The sequence below is a fragment of the Streptomyces lincolnensis genome, from assembly GCF_001685355.1.
Classification (GTDB): Bacteria; Actinomycetota; Actinomycetes; order Streptomycetales; family Streptomycetaceae; genus Streptomyces; species Streptomyces lincolnensis.
Genome location: NZ_CP016438.1, coordinates 6,874,706 through 6,890,297 on the forward strand (window position 1 = coordinate 6,874,706; position 15,592 = coordinate 6,890,297).

16 protein-coding genes are annotated in these 15,592 nt (G+C 70.2%); 11 read left to right on the top strand and 5 right to left on the bottom strand.

Features of this window, described 5'->3' with window-relative positions:
* Window positions 1-74 precede the first annotated feature (74 nt).
* Window positions 75-1,028: a methylmalonyl Co-A mutase-associated GTPase MeaB gene (meaB, locus tag SLINC_RS30815; protein ID WP_067439775.1), complete on the top strand. Its 954-nt coding sequence runs from the start codon at window positions 75-77 to the stop codon at window positions 1,026-1,028.
* Window positions 1,029-1,114: 86 nt separating this feature from the next.
* Here meaB and SLINC_RS30820 read toward each other — a convergent pair whose 3' ends face one another.
* Window positions 1,115-1,798, bottom strand: coding sequence for a PepSY domain-containing protein (locus SLINC_RS30820; RefSeq protein WP_067439777.1), 684 nt, complete (start codon window positions 1,796-1,798; stop codon window positions 1,115-1,117).
* Between the two features lie 134 nt (window positions 1,799-1,932).
* Here SLINC_RS30820 and SLINC_RS30825 point away from each other — a divergent pair, with 134 nt between their 5' ends.
* A complete protein-coding gene (locus SLINC_RS30825) occupies window positions 1,933-2,601 on the top strand; it encodes a response regulator transcription factor (protein ID WP_067439780.1) in 669 nt (222 codons plus the stop codon).
* Window positions 2,598-4,088 carry a sensor histidine kinase gene (locus SLINC_RS30830; protein WP_067439783.1) on the top strand — a complete coding sequence of 497 codons (1,491 nt, stop codon included), beginning with the start codon at window positions 2,598-2,600 and terminating at the stop codon, window positions 4,086-4,088. The genes SLINC_RS30825 and SLINC_RS30830 overlap by 4 nt, the downstream gene beginning before the upstream one ends.
* Window positions 4,089-4,108: 20 nt before the next feature.
* On the opposite strand, the gene SLINC_RS30835 is transcribed toward SLINC_RS30830, so the two are convergent.
* The 4 genes from SLINC_RS30835 to SLINC_RS30850 all read right to left on the bottom strand — a co-directional run bounded on the left by SLINC_RS30835 (window position 4,109) and on the right by SLINC_RS30850 (window position 6,814).
* Window positions 4,109-4,585: a MarR family winged helix-turn-helix transcriptional regulator gene (locus tag SLINC_RS30835; RefSeq protein ID WP_067439786.1), complete on the bottom strand. Its 477-nt coding sequence runs from the start codon at window positions 4,583-4,585 to the stop codon at window positions 4,109-4,111.
* Between the two features lie 96 nt (window positions 4,586-4,681).
* Complete coding sequence (locus tag SLINC_RS30840; RefSeq protein WP_067439788.1) at window positions 4,682-5,479, bottom strand: AIM24 family protein; 798 nt, start codon at window positions 5,477-5,479, stop codon at window positions 4,682-4,684.
* 50 nt (window positions 5,480-5,529) lie between these two features.
* On the bottom strand, window positions 5,530-6,180 hold the full coding sequence (locus SLINC_RS30845; protein ID WP_067439791.1) for an AIM24 family protein: 651 nt from the start codon (window positions 6,178-6,180) through the stop codon (window positions 5,530-5,532).
* Window position 6,181: 1 nt separating this feature from the next.
* The gene (locus SLINC_RS30850; RefSeq protein WP_067439794.1) at window positions 6,182-6,814 is read right to left on the bottom strand and encodes an AIM24 family protein; all 633 of its coding nucleotides are present in this window, start codon (window positions 6,812-6,814) and stop codon (window positions 6,182-6,184) included.
* Between the two features lie 663 nt (window positions 6,815-7,477).
* Here SLINC_RS30850 and SLINC_RS30855 point away from each other — a divergent pair.
* The 8 genes from SLINC_RS30855 (at window position 7,478) to glxA (ending at window position 15,587) form a co-directional block, all read left to right on the top strand.
* Window positions 7,478-7,822 (top strand): DUF3817 domain-containing protein, encoded by a 345-nt coding sequence (locus SLINC_RS30855; protein WP_067439796.1) that lies wholly within the window; start codon window positions 7,478-7,480, stop codon window positions 7,820-7,822.
* On the top strand, window positions 7,819-8,112 hold the full coding sequence (locus SLINC_RS30860; protein ID WP_067439799.1) for an MTH1187 family thiamine-binding protein: 294 nt from the start codon (window positions 7,819-7,821) through the stop codon (window positions 8,110-8,112). Before SLINC_RS30855 ends, SLINC_RS30860 begins: the two co-directional genes overlap by 4 nt.
* A gap of 157 nt (window positions 8,113-8,269) precedes the next feature.
* Window positions 8,270-9,022 carry an SRPBCC family protein gene (locus tag SLINC_RS30865; protein ID WP_067439801.1) on the top strand — a complete coding sequence of 251 codons (753 nt, stop codon included), beginning with the start codon at window positions 8,270-8,272 and terminating at the stop codon, window positions 9,020-9,022.
* Window positions 9,019-9,699, top strand: a complete 681-nt coding sequence (locus SLINC_RS30870) for a DUF4166 domain-containing protein (protein ID WP_067439804.1) — start codon at window positions 9,019-9,021, stop codon at window positions 9,697-9,699. The genes SLINC_RS30865 and SLINC_RS30870 overlap by 4 nt, the downstream gene beginning before the upstream one ends.
* Window positions 9,696-10,346 (top strand): TetR/AcrR family transcriptional regulator, encoded by a 651-nt coding sequence (locus SLINC_RS30875; protein WP_067439806.1) that lies wholly within the window; start codon window positions 9,696-9,698, stop codon window positions 10,344-10,346. The genes SLINC_RS30870 and SLINC_RS30875 overlap by 4 nt, the downstream gene beginning before the upstream one ends.
* Window positions 10,347-10,369: 23 nt before the next feature.
* The gene (locus tag SLINC_RS30880) at window positions 10,370-11,299 is read left to right on the top strand and encodes an SMP-30/gluconolactonase/LRE family protein (RefSeq protein ID WP_067439809.1); all 930 of its coding nucleotides are present in this window, start codon (window positions 10,370-10,372) and stop codon (window positions 11,297-11,299) included.
* A 535-nt stretch (window positions 11,300-11,834) separates the two neighbouring features.
* Complete coding sequence (locus SLINC_RS30885) at window positions 11,835-13,625, top strand: glycosyltransferase family 2 protein (protein WP_067439811.1); 1,791 nt, start codon at window positions 11,835-11,837, stop codon at window positions 13,623-13,625.
* Between the two features lie 3 nt (window positions 13,626-13,628).
* A complete protein-coding gene (gene glxA / locus SLINC_RS30890) occupies window positions 13,629-15,587 on the top strand; it encodes a radical copper oxidase GlxA (protein ID WP_067439814.1) in 1,959 nt (652 codons plus the stop codon).
* The last annotated feature ends 5 nt before the right edge of the window (window positions 15,588-15,592 follow it).

Here is a 15,592-nt window from a genome sequence, read left to right on the forward strand (position 1 = left end):
ACGTCGTACGCGGGCCGTCGGCCTTCGGCAGGTCCTTCGGCCTTCGGTACGCCCTTCTCGGAACGGGAGCTGTGATGCAGGACGTCTCCACACTGGTCGCCCAGGCCAGGGAGGGCCGGCCGCGTGCCGTGGCCCGGCTGATCTCCCTGGTGGAGGGGGCGTCCCCGCAGCTGCGGGAGGTCATGGCGGCCCTGGCACCGCTCACGGGCAACGCCTACGTCGTGGGCCTGACCGGATCACCGGGCGTGGGCAAGTCGACGTCCACCTCCGCCCTGGTGACCGCGTACCGCAGGCAGGGCAGGAGGGTCGGCGTCCTGGCCGTCGACCCCTCGTCCCCCTTCTCCGGGGGCGCCCTGCTCGGCGACCGCGTCCGGATGTCGGAGCACGCCTCCGACCCCGGCGTCTACATCCGCTCCATGGCCACCCGCGGCCATCTGGGGGGCCTCGCCTGGGCGGCCCCGCAGGCCATCCGCGTCCTGGACGCGGCCGGCTGCGACGTGATCCTGGTCGAGACGGTCGGCGTCGGCCAGTCGGAGGTGGAGATCGCCTCCCAGGCGGACACCAGCGTCGTCCTCCTCGCCCCCGGCATGGGCGACGGCATCCAGGCCGCCAAGGCCGGGATCCTGGAGATCGGCGACGTCTACGTCGTCAACAAGGCCGACCGCGACGGCGCCGACGCCACCGCCCGCGAGCTGAACCACATGCTCGGCCTCGGCGAGTCCCGCGGCCCCGGCGACTGGCGGCCCCCCATCGTCAAGACGGTCGCCGCGCGCGGCGAAGGCATCGAAGAGGTCGTGGAAGCCCTGGAGAAACACCGGGCGTGGATGGAGGAGCGGGGCGTCCTCGCCGAGCGCCGCCGCGCCCGGGCCGCCCACGAGGTCGAGACCATCGCCGTCACCGCCCTGCGCGAACGCATCGCCGACCTCCACGGCGACCGCCGCCTCAGCGCCCTGGCCGACCGGATCGTGACGGGGGAGCTGGATCCCTACCGGGCGGCGGACGAGCTGGTGGCGGGGCTGACTGCATAGACCGACGCCGGGCGGGCCGTGTCCTCGGCCCACCCGGCGTCCGGAGAGAGGTCCCCCGGGAACCTCACCGCGTCCGACCTCCGACGTCAGTCGTCGTTGGAGTCGTCGGCGTCGTCAGCCGTGTCCGCGGTGACCTTCCCGGTGGTCAGGTCGACCGTCCAGTCCTGCTCAGCCTTGCCGGCGGCGTGCGTCTCCACGTCCCAGCCCTTGTCCCGGCCGTCGTCGTCCAGGTCCACGGACGTCACCGTGCCCTTGCCCGCGGCGGCCTTCGCGGCCTCCTGGGCCGTCACCGAGGACCCCTTCAGCGCGGCCCGCACCTCGGCGGTGTCGTCCTCACGCTCGGTGTGCGATCCGAGGACCTTCCCGTTCGCGGGGTCGATGCGCACGCTGTGCCAGGTGCTGCCGCTGCCGAGCACGTCGACCTCCCAGGCGGCCGGTCCGCGGTCGTCGCCGTCCTGGTCGTCGTAGTCGGCGGAGACGGCCGTACCCGGCGTGTGCTTCAGCGCGGCGGCGATGGCGTCCGCCGCGGTGACCTTCGCGGAGCCCGAGGCGGCCGAGTCGTCGCGGTCGTCCCGGCCGTCGTCGCGGTCGTCGTCCTTCCCGTCCACGTCGTCCCGGTCGTCGTCCTGGGCCTGGGCGCCCGTCACCTTCATGTCCGCGGCCCGCGGCGCGGTCCCCTCGCTGTCACCCGACACCGCGAGAGCCGTGGCGGTCCCGCCCCCGATCAGGGCGGCGGCGGTGACGGCGGCGATCACGATGTTGCGCTTCATGGGGATTCCTCCAAAGTGTTGGTGCTTCGATCGCTTCGTTCGCTTTCGACGTTCACCAACTTCGCCGACCGACGCTGAGAGGAACCTGAAGCCCCCTGAAGCGATCTTCAGGTTCTCTTTGCGAACCTTTACGCATGCGCCTGTTGATCGTGGAGGACGAGAAGCGGCTGGCCCTGTCGCTCGCCAAGGGACTGACCGCGGAGGGGTACGCCGTGGACGTCGTCCACGACGGCCGTGAAGGCCTGCACCAGGCCTCGGAGGGGACCTACGACCTGGTCATCCTCGACATCATGCTGCCCGGCCTCAACGGCTACCGGGTCTGCGCCGCCCTGCGCGCCGCCGGCCACGAGGTGCCGATCCTGATGCTCACCGCCAAGGACGGCGAGTACGACGAGGCGGAGGGCCTGGACACGGGCGCCGACGACTACCTGACCAAACCGTTCTCCTACGTCGTCCTGGTCGCCCGGATCAAGGCGCTGCTGCGCCGCCGCGGCCAGGGCCCCGGGGCCTCGCCCGTGCACATCCACGGAGACCTGAAGGTCGACACCGCGGCCCGGCGCGTCTTCCTCGGCGAGGACGAGATCACCCTGACCGCCAAGGAGTTCTCCGTCCTGGAGCAGCTCGTGCTGCGGGCCGGAGAGGTGGTGTCCAAGTCCCAGATGCTGGAGCACGTCTGGGACTTCGCCTACGAAGGCGACCCGAACATCGTCGAGGTGTACATCAGCACCCTGCGCCGCAAGCTGCGCCCCGCGCTCATCCGCACGGTCCGGGGCGCCGGTTACCGGCTGGACACGGACCGATGAGACGTCTGTTCGGCTCGGTCCGCGCCCGGGCGACCCTCGCCGCCACGCTCGTCGTCGCCGTGGCGCTGGTCGCCGCCGGGGCCGCCGTCCTGCTGTCCCTGCGGTCGAACCTGATCGGCCAGGCGGCCACCCAGGCCGAGCGCACCGCGCGGTCGGTCGCCACGGACCTGTCCATCGGGACGACGACCGGAAAGCTAGACCTGGACGAGGACGAGGAACCGGTCCAGGTCGTCGACGACAACGGCACGCTCCTGGCGGCCACCAAGGACCTCCAGCACATCAGCGGCACGGCCACCGGCGCCGTGAAGCCGAAGCCCGCGAAGACCCCCGCGCCCGGCGCCACCACGCCCCCCGCTAACCCCGCGACCGCCGACGACAGCGACGACGACCCGGACGACGCCCAGGAGTCCGATGGCGGGGAGGATTCGCTCGACGCCGGCGAGATCGACGACAGGACCACCTTCAGCAACGGCTCGGCGAGCATCGACAAGGAGACCAGCGACTACCGCTTCGCCGCCGTCAAGGTGGAGACCAAGACCCAGGGCACGCTCACCGTCTATGCCGGCGCCCCCCTCTCCGCCGAACAGAGCGCCGTACGCACCGCGCTGAGCGTCATGCTGATCGGCTTCCCGCTGCTGCTCGCGGTCGTCGCGGCGGTGACCTGGCTGGTCACCCGGCGTGCCCTGGGCCCGGTCGAGGGCATCCGCGGCGAGATGGCCGCGATCACCGCCTCCGAGGACCTCGCCCGCCGGGTGCCGGTGCCGGACACCCACGACGAGGTGGCCCGTCTCGCCCGCACCACCAACGAGACGCTGGCCGCGCTGGAGACCTCCGTGGAACGCCAGCGACGTTTCGTCGCCGACGCCTCCCACGAACTGCGCAGCCCCATCGCCTCGCTGCGCACCCAGCTCGAAGTGGGCGCCGCGCACCCGGAGTTGCTGGATGTGGAGGGGGCCGTCGAGGACACCGTACGACTTCAGCGCCTCGCCGCCGATCTGCTGCTGCTCGCCCGGCTGGACGCGGGGGAGCGGCCCGTCGCGGACGCCCGGTTCGACCTCGCCGCCCTGGCCCGCGAGGAGGCCGAGGGACGGGACGGGGTGACGGTGGAGGCACCGCAGGCGGCGCGGGTGGCCGGGTCGCGGGGGCAGGTGGCGCGGGTGCTCGCCAACCTGCTGGACAACGCGCGGCGGCACACCCGGTCCACGGTCGCGCTGACCGTGCGGTGCGAGGGGGAGTGGGCCGTGGCGGGGGTCGCCGACGACGGGGACGGGGTGCCCGCGGGCGACCGGGAGCGGATCTTCGAACGGTTCGTACGGCTCGACGAGGCGCGGGCACGCGACGACGGCGGCGCCGGGCTCGGCCTCGCCATCGCCCGGGACGTCGCCGTACGGCACGGCGGCACGCTCACGGTCCGGGACGCACCGGCAGGCGGGGCTCTGTTCGAACTCCGCCTGCCGCTCGCCCGGTCGGGTGGGAGCGGGGCCTGAGGTGGGCTACGGACGCGGGGTCACGGGCGGCCCCGCTGGCTCCTCAGGTGTTCCGCGATCGGCTTGAGGCCCTTGTCGAGTTCCGCCATGGCATCGGGGTCCAGCAGGTCGATGAAGTGCCGCCGCACAGACGCCACATGATGAGGCGCGACCTTCTTCATCGTCTCCATGCCGTGCTCGGTGAGGACCGCGTACAGACCGCGCCGGTCCGACTCGCAGTTCTCGCGGCGCACGAGGTCCGCGTTCTCCATGCGGGTGATCTGGTGGGAGAGGCGGCTCTTGGACTGGAGGGTGGCGGACGCGAGGTCGCTCATCCGCATCCGTACGCCCTCCGACTCGGAGAGGTTCACCAGGATCTCGTAGTCGTTCATTGTCAGGCCGAACGGCTGCAAGTCCTTTTCGAGCTGGTACGTCAGCAGCCTGTTGACCTCCAGGTGGGTGCGCCAGGCGCACTGCTCCGCATCGGTCAGCCAGCGGGTGGCCGTTTCGGTCTCCATGAATGAAGTCTACCTAAAAGGTTGAAAGGCGAACTAGTGAGGGTGGGTATGGCGACGGCGCGCACACGTTCGACGTCACACTCCGCAGACTACCGCTCACAGCCCGAAGCGACGCTGGAGGTCCCCCAGCTGTCCGGGAAGACGCGGTGCGCCCGGCTGCTGTGAGCCACCCGGTGGCACCCCGTGCCCGCCGGGTACTCCGGCCTGCTGCGGAACCGCCCCCGTGGCCTGCTCGGCCATGAGAGCTTCGGAGGACTGGAGCAGTACCGTGCCCGCCCCGACGAACTCGAACTGGTGCTCCTCGCCGGAGGCTCCGCCGAGGCCCGTCATCGCACGTAGGCCGCCCATCAGGCCGGTCATGTAACCGTGGTCGTAGTGATGGCACGGCGAGGGGCAGTCCGCCCAGCCGACGAGCGCCTGCGGGTCCACCCGGATCGGCGGTTCCATGAACACCACCGGGCCGTTGGAGGCGGCCACGAACTTTCCGCTTCCGATGAGTGTCAGAAAACCCGGCACGATCGACTGCTTGAGGGCCAGAGTTGGCTGAAAAGCGAGCAGATTGCCGGAGCGAATGGTCAGATTGCCGTCTTCCAGGTCGTACGAGTTCACGTCGAAGGCCCGGTCGGCGAGGAGCATCTTGCCCGAGCCCTCCGCCACGACCCAGTCGCTCGCGTGCAGAGGTGAATGGAAGGACGTGCGGACCAGACGGTCGAGGCGGCCGTGCCCGATGCCGTTGAAGTCCATCTGGCCGTAGTAGGCGATCATCTTCCCCTTCTGCAGGAACCACTGGCTCCCCTTGAGCTCCACGCAGAAGGTGTAGTTGTTGACGTTGTCGTCGGACGGCAGCGTCATCGGGTCGAACACGGTCGGACCGGCCGGGGTGCCGTGGGGCATTCCGGGGGGTGTTCCGTGAGGTGATCCGTGGGGCATTCCGTAGGGGGTGCTCACAGCTTCTCCTCCGACGCCTGGACGTACACCGCGCCATGTCCGCTGAGCTCCAGCTGGAAGGCCTCGCCGGAGCCGCGGCCCACCATGTCCCGCCAGCCCAGCGCGGTGGACAGTTTGTTGCGGACGTCGCCGTGGTGGGCGACGTAGGCCTGGGGGTCGACATGGACCGGGCGCTGCGGAGTGATGGGGACCTCGATGACGCCGCCGTGCGCCATGACCGCCACCGAGCCGTGGCCCTTGAGCGTGGTGGTGAACAGGCCCTGACCGCTGATCTGTCCGCGCACCATGCCCATGACGCCGCCCTGGGAACCCATGAACATGGTGCCCTGCTGGAGCGTGCCCTCGAAGGCGAGCAGGCGGTCCGCCTCCACGTAGAGGGTGTCGCCCGTCATGTTGATCACCTGGACGTGGTGGCCGCCGTGCCCGAACAGGATCGTGCCGCTGCCCTCGACGGTCATCAGCGGGGTGTCCTCGTTGGCCACCCGGCGGCCGATCATCGACGTGATCCCGCCCTGGCCGCCCTGGATGTTGGGCGTGAACGACACCTCGCCCTTGTACGCGAGCATCGCGCCGCGCTGGCTGAACAGCCGCTGGCCCGGCATCACCGTCGCCTCGACCATCTTCGAGTTGATCTCACGGAACGCCATGTCAGACCTCCCCCGCGATCGTGTTCCGCTCGCTCGGCTGGACGTAGACCAGGCCGTCGCCCTCGAAGCGGATCTGGAAGGCCTCGCCGCCGCCCTCGCCCATGAACGTGCGGAAGGTCACACCGGACTGGAAGGACTGGCTCAGGTTTCCCTGGTGGGCGATGTACGCGCCCGGGTCGACGGTGAGGGGGTACTGCCGGCTCACCCGCAGGACCACCGCCGGGCCGTCCGACATGATCGCGGCCTGGCCGTGGCCCTCGATCGTCGTCGTGAACAGACCGTTGCCCTGTGACGCCCCGCGCAGGCCGGTGAACGACGTGCCGGTGCGGAGCCCGGAGTCCGTGGCGAGCAGGTTGCTCGACTCCACGAACAGCTTGTCCCCCTGGAGGCTCACGAGGTTGATCTCCGAGGCGCGGTCGGCGAACCAGCACGTCCCGTGCCCCTTCACCTCCATCAGCGTCATCTGCTCACCGGTGATCCGCCGGGTGACCATCCCGCGGATGCCCTCGCCGCCGCCGCTGAGCTTCTTGAAGTCCATCTGTCCGTCGTACGCGACCATCGAGCCGTTCTTCGCCTTCACGGCGTCCCCGGTCATCTCGACGGCCAGCACCTTGCTGCCTTGAAGTCGGAACATCGCCACGGAGTGAAGGTAGCTCGCGGGCGGGCCCCACGGACAGGGCCTACGGGTGGAGACCTACCCTGAGCAGGCCCCTAGGGGGTGGCGGTTGTGGGCGTCTGATGCCTGCGGCGCGCTGTGCGGGTCCGGTGGGGGCGTGTGTAGCGCCTTGTGTCCGGTGGGTGGGTCGGGGCCGGGTCGGGGGGTGTCCGTCCTCGGTCCGGCGGTGCTGTGTCTTCTAGCTGTGCTGCGTGTTGGACGCCGGCCGCTGCGGGCGGACACCCCCCGCCCCGTCCCCTTACCGCCGTGGGCGGCCACAGCGCCTACGGCCCGGGGGCGCCTCATGCCTGACGGCGACTGCCGCTTTTCAGGGGCGCGGGGAACTGCGCGACCAGCCACAACGAACCCGCACCCGCCATACGACCGAACAAGGCACCCCAGAAGGCGAAACCCGCACAGCCGGCCCTACGGCGACTGCGGACGCCTTCTTTTAGGGGCGCGGGGAACTGCGCGACCAGCCACGACGGACCCGCAGCCAACACACAACCTCACACCGCACCCCGCGAAGCGAACCGCACCCCCCGGCCTGTGATCGCTCCCGCGTTTGTCACAATGGGCGAACGCTTGTGCGTTCGTTCACAAAACGGCCGATGTCGTCGCAACTCCCACCGAAGGTGACCCGTGGACCTCAAGACAGCCTCCGCCATCCGTCGTCTCCGTCTCGTCTCGGCGCCCGAGGCGGTTTCCTTCCTGCTCCTGCTGGTCTGCTCGGTGCTGAAGCGGACCACGGACTTCAATGCGGTGCCCGTGATGGGGATGGTCCACGGCGTCCTCTTCATCCTGTACGTGATCTTCTGGGCCGACGCCTGGAACCGTACGAAGTGGTCCCTGAAGACCGCGGCCCTCTACTTCGTGCTCTCGGTGCTGCCCACCGGCGGGTTCTTCGCGGAGCGCAAGCTCAAGCGGGAGGCCGAGGACGCGGTCATCGCCTCTCGGGCCCGCAAGGAAGGGACCGTGAGCGCGTGATCGTCGCCTTCTCCGTGACGCCGCTGGGCGTGGGCGAGGACGTGGGGGAGTACGTCGCCGACGCCGTCCGGATCGTGCGTGAGTCCGGTCTGCCGAACCGCACCGACGCGATGTTCACCTCGATCGAGGGCGAGTGGGACGAGGTCATGGACGTCGTCAGGCGTGCCGTCGCCGCCGTGGAGGCGCGGGCGCCGCGTGTCTCGCTGGTCCTGAAGGCGGACATCCGTCCCGGAGTGACCGATGGGCTCACCTCGAAGGTGGAGACGGTGGAGCGGCATCTCGCGCAGTAGCGGTAGCAGTAGGTACCTGAAGGACGAGAAAACCCCGGCCCGCGCGGGCCGGGGTTTTCTCGTGCCTGCTGTTTGAGCGATCGCTCAAAACCAGGTACCGTCTGGCTCAGGAAGCTTGAGCGATCGCTCAAACAATGAGCCCACCTGGGGGATTCACATGGGTCTCTACATCGAGGCACACATCCGTGCCGATCTCGACGACCTCTGGGCCCGGACGCAGGATCCGTCCCAGCACCAGCGCTGGGACCTCCGATTCACCGAGATCTCCTACCTTCCGCGCGCGGAGGGCGAGCCGCAGCGCTTCCGGTACGCCACCCGCGTCCTGCCCGGCCTCACGGTCGCCGGCACCGGGGTCTCCGCGGGTGAACGGGAGCGCCCCGACGGCACCCGCACCTCGGCCCTGCGCTTCGCCTGCCCGCACCCGCTCTCCCTGCTGGCCGAGGGCAGCGGCTACTGGCGCTACGTCCCCGACGGCGACGGTGTCCGCTTCCTCACCGGCTACGACTACCGCCCCCGCTGGGGCGCCTTCGGCGCGCCGGTCGACCGCCTGCTCTTCCGCCCCCTCATGGGATGGGCCACGGCCTGGTCCTTCGACCGCCTGCGCCTCTGGCTGGAGCAGGGCATCAGCCCCGAGCGGGCCCGCCTGAACTGGCTCATGGAACTGCTGGTCCGGGCCCTGGTCCTCACCGTGTGCGGAGTCGGACTGGCCACGGAGTCGGTCCTCCCCGCCTTCGGCCCGCTCGCCGCGTCGGTGGCGTTCCTCTGGCCGCTCCTCCTGGCGGCCGTGTGCTGCCTGGCCCTCCTCGCGCCGCCGCTGCCCCGTACCCCGGCCGCCCGCCGCTGCCTGCGCCAGCCGCCCACCCCCGTCAGCGCGCCCCGCCTGCTGCGCACCCTGGAGACCCCGCGATGACCTCGATCTTCCGTACCGTCATGGGCGCCGACTTCGACCGTCTCCACCCCCAGTTGCAGCGCCGTTTCTCCGTGGGCCTGGCGAGCGGTGAGGCCTGCACGGGCCGGGGGGTGATGGACCGCGTCTGGCACGGCCCCGCGTTCGTCAAGCCGTTCCTGGCGCTCGGCACGACCCGGAACATCCTGGTCCCGAGAGCCGGCCGGCACGTCCCCTTCACCATCGAGAACGTCCCGTACACGGACACCCACGGCCGTGAGACGGTGACTTTCGTGCGCACCTTCCACCTCCCCGGCCGCCCCCGCCGCTTCGACGCCCAGATGGTGCTGAGCCCCAAGGGCGACCGCGTCCTCGACTACCTCGGCACCCACCAGCACCTCGCCAGCGACCTCCACCTGCGCGCCGAGCCCGACGGCTCGCTGCTCATCCGCTCCGGCGAACACCGCTTCCGGGAGGGACCGGTGGACGTCCGCGTCCCCGACCTGATCGGCGCCGACGCGGAGGTCCGGGAGTCCTACGACGACACGACCGGCCGTTTCCACATCAAGGTGCGCGTGGTCAACAAGTACGTCGGCCCGCTCTTCGGCTACGAGGGCTCGTTCGAGGCGACGTACACCGACATCGCGACCTGCGGCGTACGCCCCGGCCTGCGACCGGTGCGCGAGGAGTCCCGCGCGTGAGCCCCGAGACGGCCAAGTCCCAGGAGACGAAGGCCAAACTCCTGGAGGGAGCCCTGCGCACCCTCACCGAACAGGGCATCGCCAAGACATCGGCCCGCACGGTGGCGGCCACGGCCGGAGTCAACCAGGCGCTGGTCTTCTACCACTTCGGCTCCGTCGACGAACTCCTCGTGGCCGCCTGCCACTACGGCGCCGAGCGCGCGGTCGCGCCGTACCGGGAACGGTTCGCGGAGGTGACCTCGCTGTCCGAACTCCTCACCGTGGGACGGCAGATCCACGAGGAGGAGCGCGCCGGCGGCCATGTCGCCCTCCTCGGCCAGCTGCTGGCCGGTGCCCAGACCCACGACACCCTCGGCCCGGCCACCGCGGCCGGACTCCACCTGTGGATCTCCGAGATCGAGAAGGTCCTCACCCGGGTCCTCGCGGACACCCCCTTCGGCGAGTTCACCGACCCCGCCGGCCTCGCCCGCGCCGTCGCCGCGTCCTTCGTGGGCATCGAGCTCTACGAAGGGGTCGACGCGGCAGGAGCGACGGCCGCCCTGGACGCCCTGGAGCAACTCGGCGCACTCGTCGCCGCGTTGGAGGACCTGGGTCCGGTCGCCCAGCGAGCGGTGCGCCACCATCTCCGCAGGACAGGCCGCCGCTGATCACCCCACCCCGGGAGGACACCATGCCCGCCGACAGCCCGTACGAGATCCTCGACGACCGCTTCCGCACCGAACGGTGCGTGAACGGGGACAGCAGGCTGGAGGTGCTGCACGACGGTTCCCGCTGGGCCGAGGGCCCGCTCTACATCCCCGCCTGGCGTCAGCTGATCTGGAGCGACATCCCCAACGACCGCATCCTGCGCTGGGACGAGGCCACCGGCACGGTCGGCACCTTCCGCACCCCGGCCGGCCACAGCAACGGCAACACCCTCGACCGCCAGGGCCGCCTGGTCACCTGCGAACAGGGCAACCGCCGCGTCACCCGCACCGAGCCCGACGGCAGCATCACCGTCCTCGCCGACCGCTTCAACGGCAAGCGCCTCAACAGCCCCAACGACTCCGCCGTCCGCTCCGACGGCACCGTCTGGTTCTCCGACCCCGACTTCGGCATCCTCACCGACTACGAGGGCCATCGTGCCGACCCCGAGATCGGCGCGTGCAACGTCTACCGGATCGACCCCGTCACCGGCCGGGTCCACCTCGCCGCCGACGGCTTCGACGGGCCCAACGGCGTCATCCTCTCCCCGGACGAGCAGCACCTCTACGTCTCCGACTCCCGCGCCGCCCGCATCCACGTCTTCGCCATCCAGCCGGACGGCACCCTCTCCCACGGCAAGGTCTTCGCCGAGGCCCGCACCGGCGTCCACTTCGACAACATCCGCCTCGACGACGAGGGCCGTCTCTGGGCTGCCGCCCTGGCCGACGGCATCCACTGCTACGCCCCCGACGGCACGCTCCTCGGCCGCGTCCGCGTCCCCGAGCCCGTCTCCAACCTCACCTTCGGCGGCCCCAAGAACAACCGCCTCTTCATCACCGCGACGACCTCCCTGTATTCCCTCCTCATGTCCGTGACCGGGGTCCCACGCGGGTTCGCTTCGCGGGGTGCGGTGTGAGGTTGTGTGTTGTCTGCGGGTGGGTGGGGGCTGGTCGCGCAGTTCCCCGCGCCCCTAAAAGAGGGCGTCCGCAGTTGCCGTAGGGGTGGATGTGCGGGTTTCGCCTTCTGGGGTGTCTTGTTCGGTCGTATGGCGGGTGCGGGTTCGTTGTGGCTGGTCGCGCAGTTCCCCGCGCCCCTGGAAAGCGGAAGTCGCCGTCAGGCATGAGGCGCCCCCGGGCCGTAGGCGCTGTGGCCGCCCACGGCGGTAAGGGGACGGGGCGGGGGGTGTCCGCCCGCAGCGTCCGGCGTCCAACACGCAGCACCTCCAGGCCCGACAGCACCGCCGGACCGAGGACGGAGACCCCCCGACCCGGCCCCGACCCACAACACGACAGTGGGCGCTACAGAAACCCCCACCGGACCCGCACAGCGCGCCGCAGGCGTCAGACGCCCACAACCGCCGGAGGCAACCCGCCTGGACGCCCCCAGTTCGACACGCCCGAAAAACTCCACTTTTGTGTGGGTAGAGGCTCGTTCGATCACTGGAGGGCGCTGTGCGGCCGGAGGGCTACGACTACGACACCTACAGCCGACTCGCGGGACCCCTCACGGAGCCGTCCCGCGAGGCCGCTCACCAGGTGCAGTACACCTCGCTCCTCGCGCGCGAGCCCCGCCGAATACGAGCCGTCCTGCTGATGACCCTCGCGCCAATCCTCACCGGCGCCCTGCTGGTCTACCTCGTCTGGCCCACCCACTGGGTGGAACGCGAGGGCGCCGACGCCTGGATGGTGCGCCTCGACATCGTGATGCTGATATCCATCGGGCTCATCGAACTGTTCATGGTCGTCAACGTCGCCTCCGTCGCCCACGCCACCCTCGTGGCCCGGGACCCCGTCCCCGTCACCCCCGAGCCCGGCACCCGAGTCGCCTTCCTCACCACGTACGTCCCGGGCAAGGAACCCCTGGACATGGTCCGCGCCACCCTCGAAGGCGCCACGAGGATCACCCACACAGGACGACTCGACGTCTGGCTCCTCGACGAGGGCGACGACGAACAGGCCAAGGCCCTCTGCGCGGAGCTGGGCGTGCGCCACTTCACCCGCCACGGCGTCCCGGAGTGGAACAGGACCAAGGGCGTCCACAAGGCCCGCACCAAGCACGGCAACTACAACGCCTGGATCGCGATGCACGGCGACGCGTACGAGTTCTTCGCCTCCGTGGACACCGACCACGTCCCGCTCCCCAACTTCCTGGAGCGGATGATGGGTTACTTCCGCGACCCGGACGTCGCCTTCGTCGTGGGCCCCCAGGTCTACGGCAACTACCACAACCCCGTCACCAAGGCGGCGGAGTCGCAGCAGTTCCTCTTCCACGCGCTCATCCAGCGCGCCGGCAACCGCTACCGCGCCCCCATGTTCGTCGGCACCAACAACGTCGTACGCATCGAGGCCGTCAAGCAGATCGGCGGACTCTACGACTCGATCACCGAGGACATGGCCACCGGCTTCGAGCTCCACCGGCACCGCAACCCGAGGACGAGGAACCACTGGCGCTCGGTCTACACGCCCGACGTTCTCGCCGTGGGGGAGGGCCCGGCCTCCTGGACGGACTTCTTCACCCAGCAGCTGCGCTGGTCGAGGGGCACCTACGAGACGCTGTTCAAGCAGTACTGGAAGGCGCCGTTCACGATGCCTCCCGGCCGCCTCTTCTCGTACACGCTCATGCTCGTCTACTACCCGATGACGGCGGTCAACTGGCTGCTCGGCATCCTGAGCTGCTTCCTCTTCCTCTGGTTCGGTGCCTCCGGCACCCAGGTCGCCGCCTCCGTCTGGCTGATGCTGTACAGCGACGCGGCGGCCCTCCAGATCGGCCTCTACCTCTGGAACCGCCGCCACAACGTCTCCCCGCACGAACCGGAGGGGTCGGGCGGCCTCGCCGGCATGGCGATGTCGGCGCTCTCGGCCCCCATCTATCTGAAGTCCCTCGGCGAGGCCCTCGTCCGCCGCCCCAGCCGCTTCGTCGTCACCCCCAAGGGTGGCGACACGAGCCCGGACCGGCTGCTCACCTTCCGGATCCATCTCTTCTGGGCGGCTCTCCTCGCGACCTCGCTCGCCGCCTCGGTCGTCCTCGACCACACGCATGTGGCCATGCGCACCTGGGCGGTCCTGGCGATGGCGATCTCCCTGGCGCCGGTCGCGGTGTGGTCCGCCACGCAGCTCAAGGAGCGCAGGGAACGGCAGACCCTCCACGCCCCCGCACGGACCACCGTCGACGGCGCCGAGCCCGCCCTCGCCACCACGGGAGCGTCCTCGTCCGTCTCCGGCACCACGACAGGAGGCAACTAGGCCATGGCCTACCAGCCGTCGCGAAAGACCAAGAAGACCGTCCTGGGCATCGGGGGCGTGGCGATCCTGGCCGGCCTGAACGCCCCGGCCGCGCTGGACTTCGCGGGCGAGAAGTACCACGAGTACAAGATCGCCCAGCCGGAGTACAAGGCCCGGTACGGCAGTTGGACCCAGGTCGGCATCCCGGAGGAGTACCGCACCAACGCCATCCACGCGGCGCTCCTGCACACCGGCAAGGTGCTCATCGTCGCCGGGTCGGGCAACGAGCAGAAGAAGTTCGACGAGGGGTCCTTCGACACCGTCCTGTGGGATCCGAAGGCGAACACCTTCAAGAAGATCCCCACCCCGGACGACTTCTTCTGCTCGGGCCACGCCCAACTCCCCGACGGGCGCCTCCTCGTGGCCGGCGGCACCGCCCGCTACGAGCTTCTGGACGGCGAGGTGGAACGGGCCGGCGGCGGGATGCGGGTGAAGAACGAGAACCCCGACAGGCCGGTGTTCCTGAAGAAGGGCACCCGCTTCCGCTCGCCCGCCGGCGTCGAGTACGTCACCCGGTTCGACGTCACGGTCCCCAAGGCCAAGCGCTCCTTCCAGGTCACCTACAACAAGCGGGGCGTCATGCAGCCCTGGCGGACGAAGGTCACCGCGAGCGAGGCCCGGGTCTTCGTCGAGGCCACCGAGGCGGGCCCGATGTCGGTCACCGAGAAGCAGGCCCAGTACGAGATCGTGGGGCTGAAGGGCAGGGACGCGAACAACACGTACGGCCTCAGCGAGCGGATCAGCCTCGACAAGCAGGACTTCCAGGGGATCCGCGCGGCCTACGAGTTCGACCCGGTCGCCGAGCGGTACATCCCCGTCGACCCGATGGACAAGGCGCGCTGGTACCCGACCCTGGTCGGTCTGGAGGACGGCCGTGTCCTCGCCGTCTCCGGCCTCGACGACGTCGGCGCGATCGACCCCGGCGACAACGAGATCTACGACCCGAGAACCAAGAAGTGGTCACCGGGCCCCAAGCGGTACTTCCCGACCTACCCGGCGCTGTTCCTCACCAAGGGAGGCAAGCTCTTCTACCCGGCCTCCAACGCCGGTTACGGCCCGGCCGAGATGGGCCGCGAGCCCGGGTTGTGGGACCTGCGCAGGAACACCTTCCAGAAGGTCCCCGGCCTGCGCGACCCCGACGAGACCGAGACGTCGGCCTCGCTGCTCCTGCCGCCCGCCCAGGACCAGAAGGTGATGATCCTGGGCGGCGGGGGCGTCGGCGAGTCGAAGAAGTCGACACCGCGCACGGCCGTCGTCGACCTGAAGAAGGACAACCCGGTCTTCGAGGACGGCCCCAACCTGCCGCAGGGCACGCGCTACCTGAACAGCGTGATCATGCCGGACGACACGGTGTTCACGGCCAACGGCTCCGAGGACTACCGCGGCCGCAGCGCAAGCAACATCCTCAAGGCGCAGTTCTACGACCCCAAGGACAACGTCTTCCGCGAGGCCGCGGCCCCGAAGGTGGGCCGCAACTACCACTCGGAGGCGCTGCTGCTGCCCGACGGCCGGGTCGCCACCTTCGGTTCGGACCCGCTCTTCGACGACCAGCAGAACACCAAGCTCGGCCACTTCGAGCAGCGCATGGAGATCTTCACCCCGCCCGCCCTGCACAGGAACGGCGCCGACAGGCCCGTACTGAAGGACGGTCCGCGGACGCTCGACGAGCGGCACAGCGTGACCTACCCGACCGGCCACCCGGAGCGGATCGTCAAGGCCCGGCTGATGCGGCCCAGCGCGGTCACGCACACGACCGACGTCGAACAGCGGTCCATCGAGCTCCGGTTGACCAAGGACGCGCGTTCGGTGACGGTCGAGGTGCCGAAGGACCCGACGCTCGTGCCGCCCGGCTGGTACATGCTGTTCGTGACGGACGCGGACGGCACACCGTCCGAGGCCAAGTGGATCCACGTACGCGACTGAACCGG

What these genes read in the sequence shown, in the direction of transcription:
- meaB (WP_067439775.1), top strand. Translation starts at nt 75, where the DNA reads ATGCAGGACGTCTCCACACTGGTCGCCCAGGCCAGGGAGGGCCGGCCG.
- SLINC_RS30820 (WP_067439777.1), bottom strand. Translation starts at nt 1,798, where the DNA reads ATGAAGCGCAACATCGTGATCGCCGCCGTCACCGCCGCCGCCCTGATC.
- SLINC_RS30825 (WP_067439780.1), top strand. Translation starts at nt 1,933, where the DNA reads ATGCGCCTGTTGATCGTGGAGGACGAGAAGCGGCTGGCCCTGTCGCTC.
- SLINC_RS30830 (WP_067439783.1), top strand. Translation starts at nt 2,598, where the DNA reads ATGAGACGTCTGTTCGGCTCGGTCCGCGCCCGGGCGACCCTCGCCGCC.
- SLINC_RS30835 (WP_067439786.1), bottom strand. Translation starts at nt 4,585, where the DNA reads ATGGAGACCGAAACGGCCACCCGCTGGCTGACCGATGCGGAGCAGTGC.
- SLINC_RS30840 (WP_067439788.1), bottom strand. Translation starts at nt 5,479, where the DNA reads ATGCCCCACGGCACCCCGGCCGGTCCGACCGTGTTCGACCCGATGACG.
- SLINC_RS30845 (WP_067439791.1), bottom strand. Translation starts at nt 6,180, where the DNA reads ATGGCGTTCCGTGAGATCAACTCGAAGATGGTCGAGGCGACGGTGATG.
- SLINC_RS30850 (WP_067439794.1), bottom strand. Translation starts at nt 6,814, where the DNA reads ATGTTCCGACTTCAAGGCAGCAAGGTGCTGGCCGTCGAGATGACCGGG.
- SLINC_RS30865 (WP_067439801.1), top strand. Translation starts at nt 8,270, where the DNA reads ATGGGTCTCTACATCGAGGCACACATCCGTGCCGATCTCGACGACCTC.
- SLINC_RS30870 (WP_067439804.1), top strand. Translation starts at nt 9,019, where the DNA reads ATGACCTCGATCTTCCGTACCGTCATGGGCGCCGACTTCGACCGTCTC.
- SLINC_RS30880 (WP_067439809.1), top strand. Translation starts at nt 10,370, where the DNA reads ATGCCCGCCGACAGCCCGTACGAGATCCTCGACGACCGCTTCCGCACC.
- glxA (WP_067439814.1), top strand. Translation starts at nt 13,629, where the DNA reads ATGGCCTACCAGCCGTCGCGAAAGACCAAGAAGACCGTCCTGGGCATC.